Source organism: Candidatus Zixiibacteriota bacterium, assembly GCA_022865345.1.
GTDB lineage: Bacteria > Zixibacteria > MSB-5A5 > MSB-5A5 > RBG-16-43-9 > RBG-16-43-9.
Genome location: JALHSU010000152.1, coordinates 1 through 17,174, shown reverse-complemented (window position 1 = coordinate 17,174; position 17,174 = coordinate 1). Strand labels below are relative to the sequence as shown.

The following is a 17,174-nucleotide window of genomic DNA, read 5'->3' as shown; positions in this document are numbered from 1 at the left end:
TTTATTTGTATATCCTCTCCAGTACCTTTTTCAAAGACTCATTCAGCCGGCTGGATTTATCGAACAGGGCTCTCATTCGCACGTACTTTTCCTTGAGCCTTTCCATCTGCTCCAGGGATTCGAAATCGTTGCTTTTCTTCAGGGCTTTGATTGCCTCTAATTTGATTTCCTGGTCTTTATTCTTACTGAGAATCCCCCACTCGAAAATCTTATCCCGGTCAACTACTTCCATCAAAAAGTTAAAGGCTTTCTCACCTCCGATGTTACTGATAGCCTGCAGAATCGGGATCGCCTCCTCTTTATCCTCGTAGAAAAGCTCTTCCAATTTATCAATCGAATCTTCAGAGCCGCAGGATACCAGAGCCATCAGGGCTAAATTTTTTATCTCCTTATCCTCATCCTGAGCTAACGTCAGAATGAGTTCCTGGCTTTTTTTACCGCCGATTTTTTCCAGGGTCTGTATAACAGCTTTTCGCACCTTATGGTCTGGGTCATTCAGTCTTTTTCTCAACTCCTCAAGGGCTTTTTCGCTTTTGAGGTCTGCCAGAATATACAGGGTATTCCTTATTTTGAACCAGCTATCCAGAGTCAAATTCCCGGATTGATCCCTCTGGAAGTTAGACTCATCCCTGAGTACCCTGGTAAAATAAATTGCACCCTCTTCCCCTGTTTTTCCGGCAATCTTTAAGACCATCATCCTTATCGTTCTATCCGGATCAATTAGAAGATCCTCCAGTTCCTTGAAAACCTTTTCCCCTCCTATAAGAGCTAAAGAGTCGCCAACTTTATCCCAGACCTCTTTCCTTTTTCTCCTTATCTCTACAGCCAGTTGCCGGACTATCTCATCTCTGGAGAGTTTTTGCACCAGGTTCTTAAACCATTCCACTTTTTCCTGCGAGCTGTTCTTTTCATTATCGACCTTGAGTCCCTGGAAAATCAGGCTAAAAATCTGGTATTCCCTGTTAGTTATCGCCTTTTCTGCAAAATATTCTAAAAACTCTACGGATTGAACGTTAGTCCGCTCCCTGAGCAGGAGCAGTTCCTGCACCAGTGAATCAAAGAGCTCCCTGGAATGTTCCAATGACAGATCGGCTAAAATCTTTAGCCCGGACAGAGAGTTGTTCCTCATCTTTTCCTGATCCGAAAAAAGATTGTTCAAAAGCTTTTTAAATGTCTTTTTTAAGAGTTCGGCTTGGTTTAAATTAATGAGCCTGACCAGAAGATTTTTTAAATTCTCCATCTCCTGAACATCGAATTCCCCGCGGGCAAGCCTCTCCAGTAACGATTCGGAATCCTTTAAGGTTTTGATTTTAAGAAGCGCGCTTTCGTCTAAAGCCTTTTCTAAGAAGTTATCCGGAGCACCATTCCGGACGAAGATCTCCCTTAACCGGTTAAAAAGGTAATCTCTTTCCGGGTGGTGAATAAAAGCTTTAACTAGATTTTTTACCCCGTTTAAATAAACTTCATCCTTCGAAACCTCTTCCCAGTTTTTTTTCTCAAACTCCCACTCTAAAAGCTCCTTTACCTTTTCCTGGGGTAATCTGGAGAATTCTTCCAGAAGAACGGATTGAAAGACTTTAAATTTAAAGTCTAATTTTACTCTCCCTTCCAAATCAATATCTTTCCGGATTTTCTTCAACAGCATATCCAGCATCACGCCAGGGACTTCACGCAGAGAGAGCCGGGCTAAAGTCCCGGCCTCGAAATCATCACATTTCTCTATCAGCGAAATATTTTCATCTATGAAAGGGTCCTCCTTCTCTGCTCTCTTTATCCGGATGGAGTTGACCTTCTTTTCTTCAAGAAACCTTTGCATATCCAGGTGTCTGGGAAGGGGCGGTAGTTTCTCAGTCATCCTTCTCAAGAAAATCACCAGCTCATCCGGACTGACCTGGCTATAGATGAAAACGCTTCCCAGAGAGAATCTGGAAAGCTCTGATTTTAAGCTTCGGATGAATACCTCTTCTTTCTGGGGTATACCCATAGTGTATAACTTACCCTGGTAAAGATGGAAATCGAAATAGCTCCTCATCCGGAAAAGTTTCTTAAGCCAGTTAAACGGCTTTTTGGTCACCTCATTCTCGGACTGATGCTCCCTGGTATACAGAGTGAGGCGGCGTGAGCCCAGGAAAAGCTCTCTTAAAATCTCTTTTCCTAATTCCCTTAAGTCAAGCTCCAGGTCTTCTTTTTTGAGTAGCAAGTGATTGGACAACATCTTCGTTATTCCCGGTTATAGCGATGTAGCGACGCATAGCATGCGTCCCTTTGTAACTAAACAATCCACAGAGTGCTGTAGAGACGCATCGAATGCGTCTCTCTGTTCTTACCAGAAACAGTAAAGATACCCGTTAGTAGAGGGGATGAGAATTTTCCCTTCAGAAAAAGACGGTGAGGCAAAGATCATCCCCCCGGTTTTATATTTAAACACCAGCTCGCCGCTGGAGCTATTCAATTCGTAAAAATATCCATCTAAAGACCCGAAGAAAACTTTATCCCGGATAACTAATGGAGTAGACTGAATCGGGCCATCGGTCTTGAACCTCCAGAGGAGTTCTCCTTTTTCGAAAGAGAGAGCGTATAGATAGCCATCATTCGAGCCAAAAAAGATAGCACCATTATCCTGAGAAGCGGATGAATGGATGCTTCCTTCGGTTTTATACTTCCAGAGAAGCTCGCCTGAAAACCGATCGATTGCGTAAAAAAAACCATCTGCAGAGCCGAGAAAAAGAGCTTTATCCGTGATACAGGGGGAGGCGTAAATTGACCCTTCTGTTTTATAACCCCAAAATGGTTTTCCGGTTTTCATATCTAAAGAGTAGATTTTACCATCTCCTGAGCCGAAATAAAGAGTTTCGCCTGCAAAAACTGGAGTGGAATAAATGAAATCCCCAGCCTTAAACTGCCAGAGCTCCTCTCCGTTCAGATTTTTTAAACTGAAAAGCAACCCCCTCCTGGTGCCTACGAAAAGCTCTCCCTCCACTGTTATCGGTGATGAGCTTACATCTCTTAATTTCTTCCTCCAGATCGGTTTCCCGTTTTTCAGGTTCAGGGCAAAAAAGTCTTCATCTTTTCCACCTGGAGAATAAAGGATACTGTCTTTAATTACGGGTGTCAGGGAAAGAGGAGAAGAAAGACCCAGGGAACCTAATTTCTTTCCCGAATCAAGCTCTAAATATATTATCTTCTCATCCAGAGTTCCCAGGACAATCATCTTCCGGAGAATCAGGGGAGTGGAGTAGCTCGGGCCGACTTTTTTCTTCCAGAGAAGCTTTACCGGTGAGTTTAAATTAAAGCTGCTGACATTTCGAGTATGTCTGAGGTCGTTGAAGCCTCTCCAGTCCGAATCTTTCTCCTCGAAATCGGTGTGAGGAAATTTCAAACTCGAGGCACAGCTTGAAGTCAGAAGGATGATAGCAATGACTGTTCCTTTAATAATCTGTAGAGGTGGTAGGGGCACGGCGCGCCGTGCCCCTACTCTATTGAAAGCTTTTTGACGAGAATTTAATTTCACCCTATTCCCTTTTTTAAAAATTCCACCCGAAGAAAAAGTCAAACACTGTTTCCCTGGAAATTGTCTTGAAGTCTGTCTTCTTGGAGAAATCAAATCTCAAGACCACCACATATCCTAAGCTGATCCTGAAACCGGTTCCAAAGCTTCCATATAGTTGATCAAAATGGTCTTCCCAGGCATTTCCAGCATCAAAAAACAGCGCACCCCGGATAGCCTGAAATCCGATCCGCCCAAAAGGAAATCCGATTATCAGGTTATTTATCAGAGGAAAGCGCAGTTCATTGCTTATCAAAACAAGATTCCTGCCATAAAAAGCTTTGCGGTCATAACCTCTAAGGCTCCAGCTTCCCCCTAAGTACAATCTCTGAGGCTCAACTCCGGACGAGGTAAAACCCATCAACCTGACAGCATAACAACTGTTCCTGCTCAGACGGAAGTACTTTCGAAAATCAGCCAGTGCCAGCCGGTTGTAAGCCTGCAACTGGTTCCAGGCGAGAGTGAGTCCGAAAGTCAGATTAAACCTGGTCCCGTCTATAGGACCGGTCAGGTCCCACAGACTGGTATCCTTGATCAGAGAAAGGTAATTGGTGGAAAGAAGCACGTTCCTTTTCCTGCCCAGGACAGAATAGTCTCTATCCGACTGTCTTAAAAAGAAGCTTGCCTCCACGCGCTGAAACCTGGAAAAAGGATAATTGGCCAGGAAAAGTCCTCCGGATTGTCTTTCCTTGAAGAAACCGTAGAAATCGTCATAATACTCATCGTACAGATGATAGAATCCGAATCCGTAATTAAGCCTGCGGGTGCGGTTCAGATAAGTTACCCCGAAATTGAAGCTGGACAAAAACTCGGACTTGGTCTGGGCAGTATTGGTCAGAAGGAAATAATACTGGTGGTTACCCAGCATGTCGGTCAGAGCTACCTGCAAACCTCCGACTGTTCCGTAGACCGCATCATAAGCTATGGCGGACTGGGCAATGTCGAACGAATAATTGTTCCTGTATCTAGCCACCCCTTTGGAATACTCTCCGGAGATTTTGGCCGGAACCCATCTGGATGCAGTAGTATCCTTTTCCACCTTTGCCGGACCATTCAGCGAATCGGTCAGCGGCAGCTTGTAGATCTGGAAATTATAGTCCTGAAAACCGGAGAAATATATCTCCCCGTTTTTCCGGTCTATTGCCGGGTCAAAAGCTCCGGTTAAAAAATGGGTCAACTGTTTTACCCCGCTTGAATCCAGAGAATACAGGTCAAATCCCCCTGCTCGATCGGATGCGAAATAAAGCGTCTTGCCATCCGGGGAAAAAGCAGGATTTATATCGTGCGCTTTGGCAAAGGTAAGCTGGCTGATCTCGTTTTTTGAGAGGTCATAAGAAAAAAGGTTCTGAAAACCCTCCTCTCCCCACAATGTCCGGTCCGAGGAGAAGACTATGGTTTGACCATCTCTGGACCAGACCGGGTCCTTTTCATGATAGATATCCTCAGTCAGCCGGACAAGGGAGTCAGACAGAAGGTAATAGATATAAAGGTCAGTATATCCTCTTTTATCCACACCGGTCATAACTATCTTGTCGTTATCTTCTGACCAGGAGGGAGAGGATAAGCTTATCAGGGAGTCAAAACTTTTGCGCAGGGTGATCTTCATCTTTTTCAGGTCATAAACATACAACCAATCTTTTTCTTTGCTTTTGGAAACAAAGGCTATCCTGCTATCCTCTGAGCCTCCGATTCTGCTTTCTAAAAGGTGAAGCGATTCGAACTGGGGAGACCTTTCCGCCTTAACCAGGGTGAAGAGCTTCTCCTTTTCCCCCCGGGGGGACATCAGGGATAAATTGGAATATCCTAATTTATTCGATTTGAATACTATCCAGTCTTCGGTTTTATCTTTGAACCGGTATGGAACTAAAGCCGGTTTGACGTTGAATCCATCCAGAGTCAGTTTCCTGGCTGAACGGCTGGGCAGGTCGCCGGAGGAAATCTGAGGGTAATAATTCTTCTTCAGGTGGTAATACCATTCCTCCCCTAACTCCTTTAAGTTTTTCTTGAAGGTCAGCTCAACCACTTCTGAAAAACCTCCACCTTCCCAGTAGTTCTCGAACAGAAGGGAAAGCCGGTCGTCTCCGTATTCCTCAGCTAAAAAACCTAAAAAAGATTCCCCTTCCTTGTACATCAGATAAGAGCCGGATATTTCGCCGATGTCCTCGATCTTCACCAGGTTTCCGGAGATGACGAAATCCTTGATTATCATCTCCGCCTCGGAATCCATCCCTTCTGACCAGTGTTCGGCTAACCCTTCCTGGAACCATAAGGGAGGCTCGGTATAATTATACCTCCGGTGCAGTTTCATCACTGAGTAGATCTTCTCATAGGAGAAAACGTGCACCAGCTCGTGCCGGATGGTGTGCTTGAAAGAAGAGTAAGAGCCGTTAAACGGGATAACCATCCGTCCCTTGAAGAACTCGGTGAAACCCGCCACGTTCTCAGGCAGGAGGCTGGGAATAACGTTGGTCTGTTCAAAATAGTTGGGCGAGCTGTAGATGATCAAGGGTATCTTGCGGGAGATGTGAAAATTGAACTTGTCCTGCAGGTAAACATAGCTATCCTCAGCTATTTTTGCCGCTATCTCGGCGATCTCTTTTTCCTCCAGATAAAAGTAGACCTGGAAATGCTCGGTGGTCAAAACCTCCCACTCGAAGCTGGAGTATTGAACTTTATTCTGCCCGAAATAATATTGAGAAAATCCCTGGGAGGGGAAATAAATCAAGAAAATAGATATGAGCAGAAAAAAATATTTTCTCATTTAGGTCTTAAAAACTATTGATCTTTCAAAGTCTGGAAGCGTTGATTTCCTTATCTCTTAAGGACAGGATTTTTGCGATTCTCCCGCTGACGTCATCCCGGTGTAATATCCCTAAAAGCCCCTTTCTCCTTTTCCGCAGATGACTCTCCAAAGCTCTAAAAATTTTTTCATCTAGGTTATTCTCTAACAGATTCAAAGCAGTCAACTGTAACTCTTCTTTTTCCTTTTTGGGAATGTTCCCTGAAAAAAGGCTTTCCTCCACTATCAGTCTGAGCGCGAAATCCCGGCAATCTTCTTCTCCTATCTTCACCATAGCGGCAAACAGTTTCTTTCTGTCCAGATGCCCTTTGAAAAAAGCATCCTTCAAAGCAGGGATGAACTCTTTCTCACCGGATGCGCTGATCAGATTGAGTGCTTTTTTGTGAACCTCTTCCTCTTTATCCTTCAGCAGCTCTGCTAAAATCTGATTTACCTTCTCCCCTTTCTTTTTCTCCAGAGCCTTTAAAACTTCAAGCCTGACCCTGGGGTCAGGACTGTTTTTGAAATCCCATAAAAGGTCAACTGCTTTTTGGCTTTCGATATTCCCCAGGACAAACAGCATATTTCTTATCCTGTACCAGGATTCATCTGCCAGAATACCCTGGTCTTTTCTTTTTTTAAAGTCGTCCTCACTGGTAAAAAAGAGCGAAATGGTTTCGATTGAATCTTCTCCCATAGTGCTCAAGACCCTGAGCGCCCACAGGCGAACGTTTCTCTGCTCTACTGTGAAGATCTCCAGAAGCTTCTGGGCAACTTTTCTTTTTTCTAAGTTTTCTAATATCTCTTCTAACTCTTTCCCTCTCTGGGTATTGAAATCAGCTATTGCTGGCTTGAGCAGAAGATTCAGATTTTGCTCGGTGGAAATCTCTGTTACAAAATCCGTTTTCAATTTCCCCAGTTCGGGAAGTTCCTCTTTATCTTTATTGTTCTGTCTTATCTTAGATAAAAACCTGCTTAGTCCCTGTAAGTTTCCTTTTTTAGCTAAATTGGAAAAGAGCAAAGGCAAAAGCTCAAAATATCCCTGATAGAACCTAAAAGATGCCAGAGTATCTTCTGGCATTCCCAGTAATTTATCCTTTATATATACGAAATCCTCTTCTTTTTCTTCGGAGCTGGAAAGCTCGATCATCTTTTTCAAAACCGCAATTGAATCCTGCCTGAGCGAGTTATCTTTGGAATCCAGCTTCTCTATAAGGGTATCGATTATCTTCTTTTTCAGCTTTTCATCTGGCGAATGCAGGATACCTTTTATCTTTTCCTCTAAATTTTTCTTCTCTATCCTGTTTTTCTCCAGCTCTTCCAGGAACTGCAGGGCAGAGAAGACAATCTCCTCTTCTTTCTGATACAATTCATTGATCAACAGGTCAAAATATCTCTCATCGATTATCCCGTAACTGGAAAGCAACTCTTTAAGCTGGGGCAGGAGCTTTCTTTTATCTCTTTTCTCCAGGGCCTTTTTGACCATCTGAAGAGCTTCATCTGAGCTTTCTTTGTTTTGAGGCATATTCTGAAAACTCTGCTTTAGCTGGTAGGTCAGGAGGGCAAGAATCTCATCATCTGACAGGCTATAGATCTCCGCCTTGAGGTCTTCCAGAGTTTTCTTTAAATCTATACCTACCCCAATTCCCTCTCCCCCACCCTCACCCCATCCTCCTCCTCCGGAACCACTTGAGCCAGAACCCTTGCCTTCATCCTCCTGGCTAGAGGGAAGAGCAGTCTCTTTATATAACATTTGCAGTTTTTCTTTCTGTATGAGTTTTCCTAAAAGGATATCTTTCAAAAGCTCCGGGTGTTCCCTTATCACTCTGGAAAGCTCGCCTTTCAACTGCAGTTTATCCATGAGCTCAGCCTTGACCACCTTCTCATCGTCTGATACTACCTCATAATGAAGTTGGTTTAATCTGAGGTGAGTGATTTTATTTTTCTGAAGATAAGCCGATAAATCCTCCTCCTCTTTTTTCAGGAAAAATTCCAGGAAACTCCTCAGCTCTTCCTGGCTCAACCATTTTAAGAAACTTATGCTTTTGATCTTCTGTTTTTCAAGTGTGTTCCAGACCTTTTCGGAGATCAGATTAGCATCCAAAGTCTCCCCTTCTAAGACTAATTTGTTTTCGACTTTGCCTAAGACGATTTCGGTTTTAGTCTTGAAAAACTCCTGGAACAATTCGGAGGTCTCTTTTAAAACGAGTTTTACCGCAGGATGGTCTGCCGGATAAATGCTTAACCTCTTGATAGTCGAATTTAATTCCTTAAGCAGGGTCAAGTTTGAATGACCCCTGGTCATCTTAGTATCCATAGGTGCACCCGATATGAGCTCTATATCAATTAATCGACACTAAAGTATAACTCTTTATTGATAATAATAGTGCAACCAGAACCATTTTTCAAGACTTGTCTTACTTTGTAAGGTAAAGGGCCAAGGAGAGGGGTAATGGAAAACTATAATATGTGACCGTCGGGTCCCCTGACCCGACGGGAATTTAATTTAGCACTTCGTTGGTGTCCTCACCAACGAAGAAAATGTCGTACAGGTTGACGAACCTTGCGTCCCCTGGATGTTATCACCTAGCGGAAACACAGCCGGATGGTGACATTATCCCTGCGCGGATTAAACCGATGGCATCTAACATTGAAACCGGTAGACCCACATTGCCCTCAATGTGGGTCGATCATTTTACCTCTCCATGTAAGGAGATGTAAAGGGTGAGGTCTAATGTAGAGCCGTAGGTCAGGAGCCTTAGGCTCCTGACTCCACTGTTGATCTGCTACCTATATTAATTTCATCCACAAACAAGTTTGTGGATGCCACCCAATGGTATCATTCTTGCTCCCGCTGGATGTTATCATCCAGCGGAAACACAAAGGCGGATGATAACATCCGCCTGAGAGCAAAGAGGTCTGTAGGGGCGAACCTGCGTGTTCGCCCTTTATGTGTCCGTCGGGTCCCCCGACCCGACGGTACTTGATTTTTGGGACGTGTCAGGAGCCCTGCGCTCCTGACCCATCAGGTAAGGCTAAAGCTTTACACTCCAGTGTAAGTTAGCTACTCCCAGCCGCTGAACGGCGGATATTTATCCACCATACAGAGCCAGTAAGCCTGGACCCTGTTAATGTACCTCTGGTATCTGACGATATAGTCGAACGAATTTTTGGGGTAATTACCGGTAAAAATGATCACTAACCCGGCATAGATGATTACAAAGAATGCCACTATACCGTACAGCCCCATGTAAATCCCGTGGGGAATCCCGATGTAAAGCCACCCAAAAAAGAGACGCGCCAGAACCAGCCAGGGATTGGATTTCTCTGGATAGGGCACGTCATACTTGACCGGATACTCAGGCATCTTCACCCTCCTGCTTAAAGGTTTTTTTGTAAATCTCGGCTATTTGATTTTGTAGATAATCCCCCAGGCGTTTGAATTGTACCTGGATAAGGTATCGTCGACGGTCTTAGAGCTTAAGCCATCTATATAAGCATGCTTATAGACGTTAAGGTCCTGGGTACTAAAGCCCGTGGTCCAGCTTGCAGAAAAATCGTTTCCTGTCCCTTGGGTAAAAGGTATTTTTTTCCAGGCTCCACCTTCATAGATATGTAGATAATATCTGTCGGTGGCATACAGGGGCTCAATTGTGAATGTAACGCTGGTCGATTTTCTCAACTGTAGAACGTTCTTCAGCTCAAAAAGACCACTCAGGCTGAGATTGTTACTGGCGCCTGAAGTATCGAACTGAAGATTCCCGAATCCAACTGATGTTAAAGGGGAGTAAATCTGAACATTAGAAATTTTTATCAGCAGCCAGCCACGGTAAAGGTCGCCTGAATTCCCCCACTGCTCAAAATAAGCCTTGACCCTGGAAAAGGCTTTAAAGTTCTTGAGATATTCTTTTCCAGAGATGAAGGTATGAAAGACTCCTTGAATGCTATCCTCCCAGCTCACGTCTGCAGATTTTAGAAAGTTAATTGAATCAGGATTGTGAAAGACTATTCCTATCCAGTAATCCTTATTAGTTATCTCCCTGAAGAAGGGAGCAACTCTTAGGGTATCAAACACATCCGCCAGGAAGATATCCGGATTGTAGTTAATATAATCCTTTATCGCATCCACATCTGTGTAACTCGGAGTATCCGGCTTCTTGCAGGTCAAAGAAAAGGACAAAAGAAAAATAAACCCTGAAAGGAGCAAGAGCTTCAAACTGATTCTAAACATAAATCTCATCCGTCATCAAAGTCCATATAAATATACGCATTTGAACCCAAAAGCCAAAATAAAAAATTACAGAGATCTCATTAAATAGGGAGACAGGGAGAGATAGAAAACACGTAGAGACGCATTGAATGCGTCTCTATTTGTCATTACGGGAAGCCCTAAAGGATGCAGAAGGAAGCATTGACTGCGTTTAGTGACTCCACTTTTTTTCTTAAGAGTTTTTTGTAGGGGCGTATTGCAATACGCCCCTACAAGCGTCTAACAGCAGATTAATATAATTAGATCAATTTTGACCTTGAGACTGATAAATCCGCTTCCTATATCTGCTTAATCCACTTTATCAGCAGTGAATTATGTGATACTATTTCAGCAGAACCATCCTTTTGGAAGAGGTGAAGTCACCTGCTTTGAGTACATAGAAGTAAACTCCGCCAGCCACAACTCTTCCCTTCTCATCCCTGCTATCCCATTGAACCGAATAGTTCCCTGCTGGCTCTTTTTGGTTGATTAAGGTTCTGATTTTCTGTCCTAGAATATTGTAGATGGTCAAGTTTACCCATCCCTCTGTCTTTAGAGTGTAACCTATGGAGGTGGCTAAATTGAACGGATTAGGGTAATTCTGATGCAGGTCAAATCTGCCAGGTCTGGCTGAACCATGCACAGCATCATTATCTGAGACTCCGGTTGTTTTTTCAGGGACCTCCTGACTTATGTGATACCCATAATCTCCAGCATCGTCAGAAGAGTTGTCAGCCGCAACCCCGGATACATAAAAGTATACCTTCCCTCTGCCTGCTGCCGGCGCTGTCCAGCTCAAATTCCAGCTAACAGGTCCATTGGCTGTTCCAGCATAGGTACCGGCTGAAGTCTGCTTAATGTATGTGATGCCGCTTGAAAGACCGGAGATCGTGTTCGTCGCATCAGTGACGGTCAGGGTTCCGGCCTGAGCGTTGTTCGAATCCTTGACCGCCACTTCAAAACCCCATCTGCTCTGCCCGGGATCAGAAAGGGTTACCGTAATGGGATAAGTAGCCAGAGGGTCATAGTTTGCCGGAAAGCCCGATATGCTCAAGGTTCCATCTCCTGAGTTTTCAGCATAGGTGTTATGACAGCCTGAGCAAAGGTTTTCCCCTGGCGCTCCTGTTCTGCGGTTGGGCGGGTTATTAGAATAAGCCCAGACCAGCACCCAGGTGGTTAAAATCAGGAGAATTACTAATGCGAGTCTTTTCATTTTTTTCCTCCTTTCTTAAAGTTTAACTGCAAAATCGACCCGCCAGAATACTCGAAAGTGTTGCAGAAAAATTAAAAAATAACCTCATCTTTTCCCAAACTCGTTAACAACCTGTCTTTCATTTAGCAACTACAAGGATTTTTGACAGCCCCTATCAAATCAATCACTAAATATATCCAACTAATAAGATAGCTTACCTCCTGATTATGTCAAGTCTTTTTTATTATCGGAAAAGGGACCTCCTTTTCTTGATGACTTTTTCTGGTGCAACCTAAGATATATTCCTGTGAGAAAATCTGCAAGAATGTGGCTCTTGTGTAGAAACGCATTGAATGCGTCTCCCTCGCCAAAATCTGGATAAGCTCCATCTGATTTATGTAACACACATCCTGGTTAAATTCTTGACTTTTACTTATCCTCAGACTATATTTGAAAAAAATTAAACTGGGCATATGTTAAAAGATAAGACAATCGAAGCGATAAAGAGGATACTGGGCAACCAGGCGGTCAGAGCAGAAGGAAGTAAAACCTATGCCCAGCCCGAGCAGGCAGGTTCAATACCTGAACTGGTCAAGCTGGCTTCACAGGAAAAATTCAAAATCCTGCCACTTGGAAATGAGTCCAGGACCGACCTTTCCAAATTTTCAGAGAGCGAGACCCTCTTTCTGAAAATGAGCCGGTTTTCCCGGATAAAAAAGATCGTTCCGCAGGACCTTTATGTGGTAGTTGAGCCTGGTCTGGATCTGAAGGAGCTGAATTCTCATCTTTCGCCGCATAATCTTTTTTACCCCTTATCTCTGGACAACTCCACTGAATCTGTAGGGGGTTCCGTAGCTGTGGGACTTTCAGGAAACGTTTCTGGCAAAGAAGTTCACACCAAAGAGCTGGTCCTGGCTTTAGAGATAGTGAACTCCTCAGGAGAGATTTTAAAGACCGGAGTTGAGGTTTTCAAGAGCGTTACCGGATACGATACCACCAGACTCCTGGTCGGTTCCTGGGGGACTCTGGGGATAATTACTTCTGTCTCTTTAAGAGTATTTCCACTGAACCGAAAAAAAGAGTTTGAGGATTTGAAATTCTTAAGCCCCTCCTTCCCTGAAAGAAAGGAAGGAAACAATTCCAAAGTTAATCTCAATCGTAGAATAAAAAAACTGTTAGATCCAGATGGAGTTTTTGTTGATTTATTTTAAGTGAGGAAAATATGGACCAGAAAGCTTTTGAAGAAATCATCCTCTTCGCCATAAGAAAAGAGGTTGAAGCTGCTACCCTTTATGGAACTTACGCTAACTTAGCCAGCAGTGAAGGGGCAAGGCAGATGTTCAAAGATCTGCAGGTTGAAGAGCAGAAGCACAAAAAAAATTTAGAAAATCTGAAAAAAGAGGATGTCACCCGTTACCGCTTGAAAAAGGTGCCGGACCTGAAAATAGGTGACTATATTCAGGATGAAGACTACTGTCCGGAGATGAGTTATCAGGAGGCTCTGCTCCTGGCGATCAAACGGGAGGAGAATTCTGTCAGATTATACCAGGATTTATCCAGAGGAGCAGAAGAGCCGGAGCTGAAGAAGATATTTCTGGTTCTATCCCAGGAGGAATCAAAACATAAACTTAAACTGGAGACCGAATACGACCAGAGAGTTTTGACGGAAAATTAAATTTATGCCTGAGAAAAAAGATATAATCTTAGATATTTTGATAGGTGCCATTCAAAGGGAGATAAGCGCCTATGATTTTTATTATAAATCCAGCGAAAGCTCCCCTTTCCCGGAGACCAAATCTCTTCTTCTGCAATTGGCACGGGAGGAGAAAAAACATCGGGATATCCTGACTCAGGAATATAGGACCGTCAAGCGGATGCTCCACAAAGGGGAATCCGGAAGGGTCTATCTGAAAAAAGAAGAGGTCTCCTATTTTATCCCGGATGTGATTCCTTTCAGAAAAGTAAGAACTATCCCTGAAATTGAAATCGCCAGCGTCTCTTTGCCCACAGAATTTTTGGGCGGAGATTATTTTGAAACCCTGATTACCCCTGATCCGGATAAAAACATCGATCACCTGTCCTTTTTGCTTTATGACATAATGGGGCATGGACTGGAACAGACCACTCTTAAAGCAAAAATCAGGGATAAATTTGAGAGCCTGAGAGATGTCTGGTCTAAAGACCAGTCTATCCTCTCCCCTGCTGCCATGCTTACCCGTCTGGGAAAAGAGATCTGGAAGGACTGTCAGGACGTCGAAAGTTTCGTGGAGCTTTTTTACGCAATTTATAACTCTGAGGAGAAAAAGATAACTTATTCCTCAGCCGGCCATCCACCTCCCATCCTCATCACCAGCCAGGGAAAAGAGGTAAAGGTCCTGCTCGATACCGATCTGGTAATGGGATTGGTCCAGTCTAAGGAATATCGGGACAGCTATATGTCAGTTGAACCAGATGACATTTTGATTTTGTATACTGACGGAGTAGTGGAGCCTTTTAATCCTCAAGAAGAATTCTATGAGGAAAAAAGACTTATAAGGACCGTTCAGGATAATTTCCAGCTTAAACCTGACCAGATCATCCAGGATGTTTTGAAATCGATAAAGGAATTTACCAGAGATAGACCCCTGACCGATGAGCTAACTCTGGTTATCGCCAGAATGAAATAGTACCAAGGAAAGGCAGGACCGATGAAAAAGAAAGAGAAAAAGAATTTTCAAGAGGTATCTGAAAAGCTCCCTGTGGATGTCAATGCATTAGATGCCCTGGGAATCGGTATCTACAATGAACAGTCAGCCTTTGACTTCTATAAGAATTTGAGTGAGACCATTCAGAATCCGAGTGGACAGGAAAGATTCAGATTTTTATCCCTGGATGAGAAAAGACACCGGGCTCTTTTGGAGGAGAGATACCTTAAGGAATCAGGTGGTCAGAAGTTCAGCTTTGACCCTCAGAAGATCAAAAAAATCAAAATAACAATTAATGACCAGGCGTCAGCCAAAGAGGCTCTGCATCTTGCCTTAGAGGCGGAAAGAGAAGCCTATAATTCATATATGCGAGCTGCATCCCAGGCCAGTGACCAGCAGGGGAAAAAGATGTACGAATCCCTGGCTTCTGAGGAGGATAAGCATTATCAGATATTGATGTCCGAGCTGCAGATGATCGAAGACGGGTTTTACTGGTTCAGCCTGGACACCTCAGGCTTTATGGAGGATTAATTCCCGTAGTTGCTTGATTTATCAAGCTCGACGATACAGTAGTTGCTCGATTCATTGAGCAGTAGCGGAAGGCTTCAGCCTTCCATCTTAAATCGTAGTTGCCTGATTTATCAGGCAAAAGTTAGAAATAAGCCCAATAAATTGGGCAACTACAAATATAGAAAAGGTAGGTCGGGTTGCGCAAGCTACCCGATGAACTACAAAAAATAGAGGAAAATATGGACAAATGGCAATGCATAATCTGCGGTTATATTTATGACCCTGCTCTGGGTGATCCGGATAACGGCATCAGCCCCGGCACATCATTTGAGCAATTGCCGGAAGAATGGCTCTGCCCGGAATGCGGGGCAGAAAAAGACCAGTTCGAGAAACTGACCGGATAGGTCTGGTCAGGCTTTTTGCTTGAAACCAATCCCTGTGGTTCCATAGAAAATCATTATTCACGGCTCTACCAAACATAAAACTTAACAGGAGGATCAATTAATGAGTGCTAAAGCAACCGGGGTTCTGAATAAGAGGTTGAGTGGTGATGGGTACGAAAAGCTTTTGAAGATAAATAATCCCGAGCTTTTCGAATTCATCCAGAAGTATGTCGAATTATGTAATCCGGATAAGGTTTTTGTATGCGCGGATACTCCAGCCGATATCAACTACATCCGCGAAACATCCCTAAAAAATGGCGAAGAAAGCAAGCTCGCAATGAAAGGTCACACGATTCATTTTGACAACTACTATGACCAGGGAAGAGATAAGAAGAATACCGGGATTTTAGTTCCAAAAGAAGTGAACCTGGGAGAGGCGATTGAAACCCGTGACCGCGATGCCGGTCTAAAAGATATCAATGAAGTTCTCAAAGGGATTATGACTGGAAAGGAGCTTTACGTCCTTTTCTTCTGCCTGGGACCGACCAACTCCGAATTCTCTCTTCCAGCAGTTCAGTTGACCGATTCCGCTTATGTAGCTCACAGTGAATCCCTGCTTTACAGACCAGGTTATGCTGAATTTGTCAGGCAGGGTGCCAAAGCCCGCTTCTTCAAATTCGTTCACTCCCAGGGTGAATTAGATGAAAGGAAAACTTGCAAGAATCTTGATAAGCGTAGAATATTCATCGACTTAGCGGAGGATATTGTCTACAGCACTAATACTCAATATGGTGGCAATACCATCGGTTTAAAGAAGCTGGCAATGAGACTGGCAATTAATAAAGGCTCAAACGAAGGCTGGATGACTGAGCACATGTTAGTTATGGGCGTTCATGGTCCAAAAAACCGGGTAACTTATTTCCTGGGTGCCTTCCCATCACTTTGTGGCAAGACTTCTACTGCTATGCTGGAGGGAGAAACCATAGTGGGAGACGACATCGCTTATCTCAGGAAAAAAGATGGCGAAGTCCGGGCAGTGAATGTTGAAAAAGGAATGTTCGGCATCATTATGGGGGTAAATTCCAAAGACGACCCCAGCCAGTGGAAAGCTCTCACCAATCCGGGTGAAGTAATCTTCTCCAATGTCCTGGTCACTCCGGATAAAAGTGTGCACTGGATCGGCAAAGATGGTGAAGTCCCGCCAAAAGGTCATAACCATTCAGGCGAATGGTGGACCGGCAAAAAGGATGCAGAAGGAAAGGAAATAAAATGTTCTCACCCTAATGCCCGGTTCACTCTGTCCCTGGATACCCTGGACAATCTCGACCCCAAGCTCAACGACCCGAAAGGTGTGGCTGTAGGCGGGATCGTATACGGAGGAAGAGACTCTGACACCTGCGTGCCGGTCGAAGAGTCGTTTGACTGGCAGCATGGCATTATCACCAGAGGTGCTTCTTTAGAATCAGAAACCACTGCTGCAACTTTAGGAAAAGAAGGAATCAGGGCATTCAATCCTATGTCCAACCTGGACTTCCTGTCCATACCAGTGGGCAGATATATCCAGTCAAATCTCGACTTTGCCAAAGGCTTGAAAAAAGCACCCCTTATTTTTTCAGTCAACTATTTTTTGAAGGATAAGGACGGAAACTTCCTGAACGAAAAAACCGACAAAAGAGTCTGGTATAAATGGATGGAACTGAGATCGCATAACGAAGTATCAGCCATAAAGACTCCGACTGGACTTGTGCCGAAATATGAGGACCTCAAACGGCTGTTTAAGGAAGTGCTCAAAAAAGACTATTCCAGAGAAGCCTATGACAAGCAATTCAC

Annotated in this window: 13 protein-coding genes; 6 read left to right on the top strand and 7 right to left on the bottom strand. The window is 43.9% G+C overall.

What is annotated here, in order from left to right; genetic code table 11:
- Position 1: 1 nt before the first annotated feature.
- The 7 genes from MUP17_07195 to MUP17_07165 all read right to left on the bottom strand — a co-directional run bounded on the left by MUP17_07195 (position 2) and on the right by MUP17_07165 (position 11,788).
- Positions 2-2,215, bottom strand: a complete 2,214-nt coding sequence (locus tag MUP17_07195) for a HEAT repeat domain-containing protein (protein MCJ7458760.1) — start codon at positions 2,213-2,215, stop codon at positions 2-4.
- A gap of 108 nt (positions 2,216-2,323) precedes the next feature.
- Positions 2,324-3,379 carry a PQQ-binding-like beta-propeller repeat protein gene (locus MUP17_07190; protein MCJ7458759.1) on the bottom strand — a complete coding sequence of 352 codons (1,056 nt, stop codon included), beginning with the start codon at positions 3,377-3,379 and terminating at the stop codon, positions 2,324-2,326.
- Between the two features lie 145 nt (positions 3,380-3,524).
- The gene (locus MUP17_07185) at positions 3,525-6,308 is read right to left on the bottom strand and encodes a hypothetical protein (GenBank protein MCJ7458758.1); all 2,784 of its coding nucleotides are present in this window, start codon (positions 6,306-6,308) and stop codon (positions 3,525-3,527) included.
- A gap of 25 nt (positions 6,309-6,333) precedes the next feature.
- Positions 6,334-8,643, bottom strand: a complete 2,310-nt coding sequence (locus MUP17_07180) for a HEAT repeat domain-containing protein (GenBank protein ID MCJ7458757.1) — start codon at positions 8,641-8,643, stop codon at positions 6,334-6,336.
- A gap of 747 nt (positions 8,644-9,390) precedes the next feature.
- Positions 9,391-9,693: a DUF4389 domain-containing protein gene (locus tag MUP17_07175; protein MCJ7458756.1), complete on the bottom strand. Its 303-nt coding sequence runs from the start codon at positions 9,691-9,693 to the stop codon at positions 9,391-9,393.
- 39 nt (positions 9,694-9,732) lie between these two features.
- The gene (locus tag MUP17_07170) at positions 9,733-10,557 is read right to left on the bottom strand and encodes a hypothetical protein (protein ID MCJ7458755.1); all 825 of its coding nucleotides are present in this window, start codon (positions 10,555-10,557) and stop codon (positions 9,733-9,735) included.
- A 361-nt stretch (positions 10,558-10,918) separates the two neighbouring features.
- Positions 10,919-11,788, bottom strand: a complete 870-nt coding sequence (locus MUP17_07165) for a T9SS type A sorting domain-containing protein (protein MCJ7458754.1) — start codon at positions 11,786-11,788, stop codon at positions 10,919-10,921.
- A 452-nt stretch (positions 11,789-12,240) separates the two neighbouring features.
- Between MUP17_07165 and MUP17_07160 the strand changes: the two genes are divergently transcribed.
- From MUP17_07160 to MUP17_07135, 6 genes are all read left to right on the top strand, one after another.
- A complete protein-coding gene (locus tag MUP17_07160) occupies positions 12,241-12,978 on the top strand; it encodes an FAD-binding oxidoreductase (protein MCJ7458753.1) in 738 nt (245 codons plus the stop codon).
- Positions 12,979-12,989: 11 nt separating this feature from the next.
- Complete coding sequence (locus MUP17_07155; GenBank protein ID MCJ7458752.1) at positions 12,990-13,442, top strand: ferritin family protein; 453 nt, start codon at positions 12,990-12,992, stop codon at positions 13,440-13,442.
- A gap of 4 nt (positions 13,443-13,446) precedes the next feature.
- Positions 13,447-14,433, top strand: coding sequence for a SpoIIE family protein phosphatase (locus tag MUP17_07150; GenBank protein ID MCJ7458751.1), 987 nt, complete (start codon positions 13,447-13,449; stop codon positions 14,431-14,433).
- 21 nt (positions 14,434-14,454) lie between these two features.
- On the top strand, positions 14,455-14,982 hold the full coding sequence (locus MUP17_07145) for a ferritin family protein (protein ID MCJ7458750.1): 528 nt from the start codon (positions 14,455-14,457) through the stop codon (positions 14,980-14,982).
- A 218-nt stretch (positions 14,983-15,200) separates the two neighbouring features.
- The gene (locus tag MUP17_07140; GenBank protein MCJ7458749.1) at positions 15,201-15,365 is read left to right on the top strand and encodes a rubredoxin; all 165 of its coding nucleotides are present in this window, start codon (positions 15,201-15,203) and stop codon (positions 15,363-15,365) included.
- A gap of 100 nt (positions 15,366-15,465) precedes the next feature.
- Positions 15,466-17,174 (top strand): phosphoenolpyruvate carboxykinase (GTP) (locus tag MUP17_07135; GenBank protein MCJ7458748.1); only part of this gene is annotated, 1,709 nt, incomplete at its 3' end.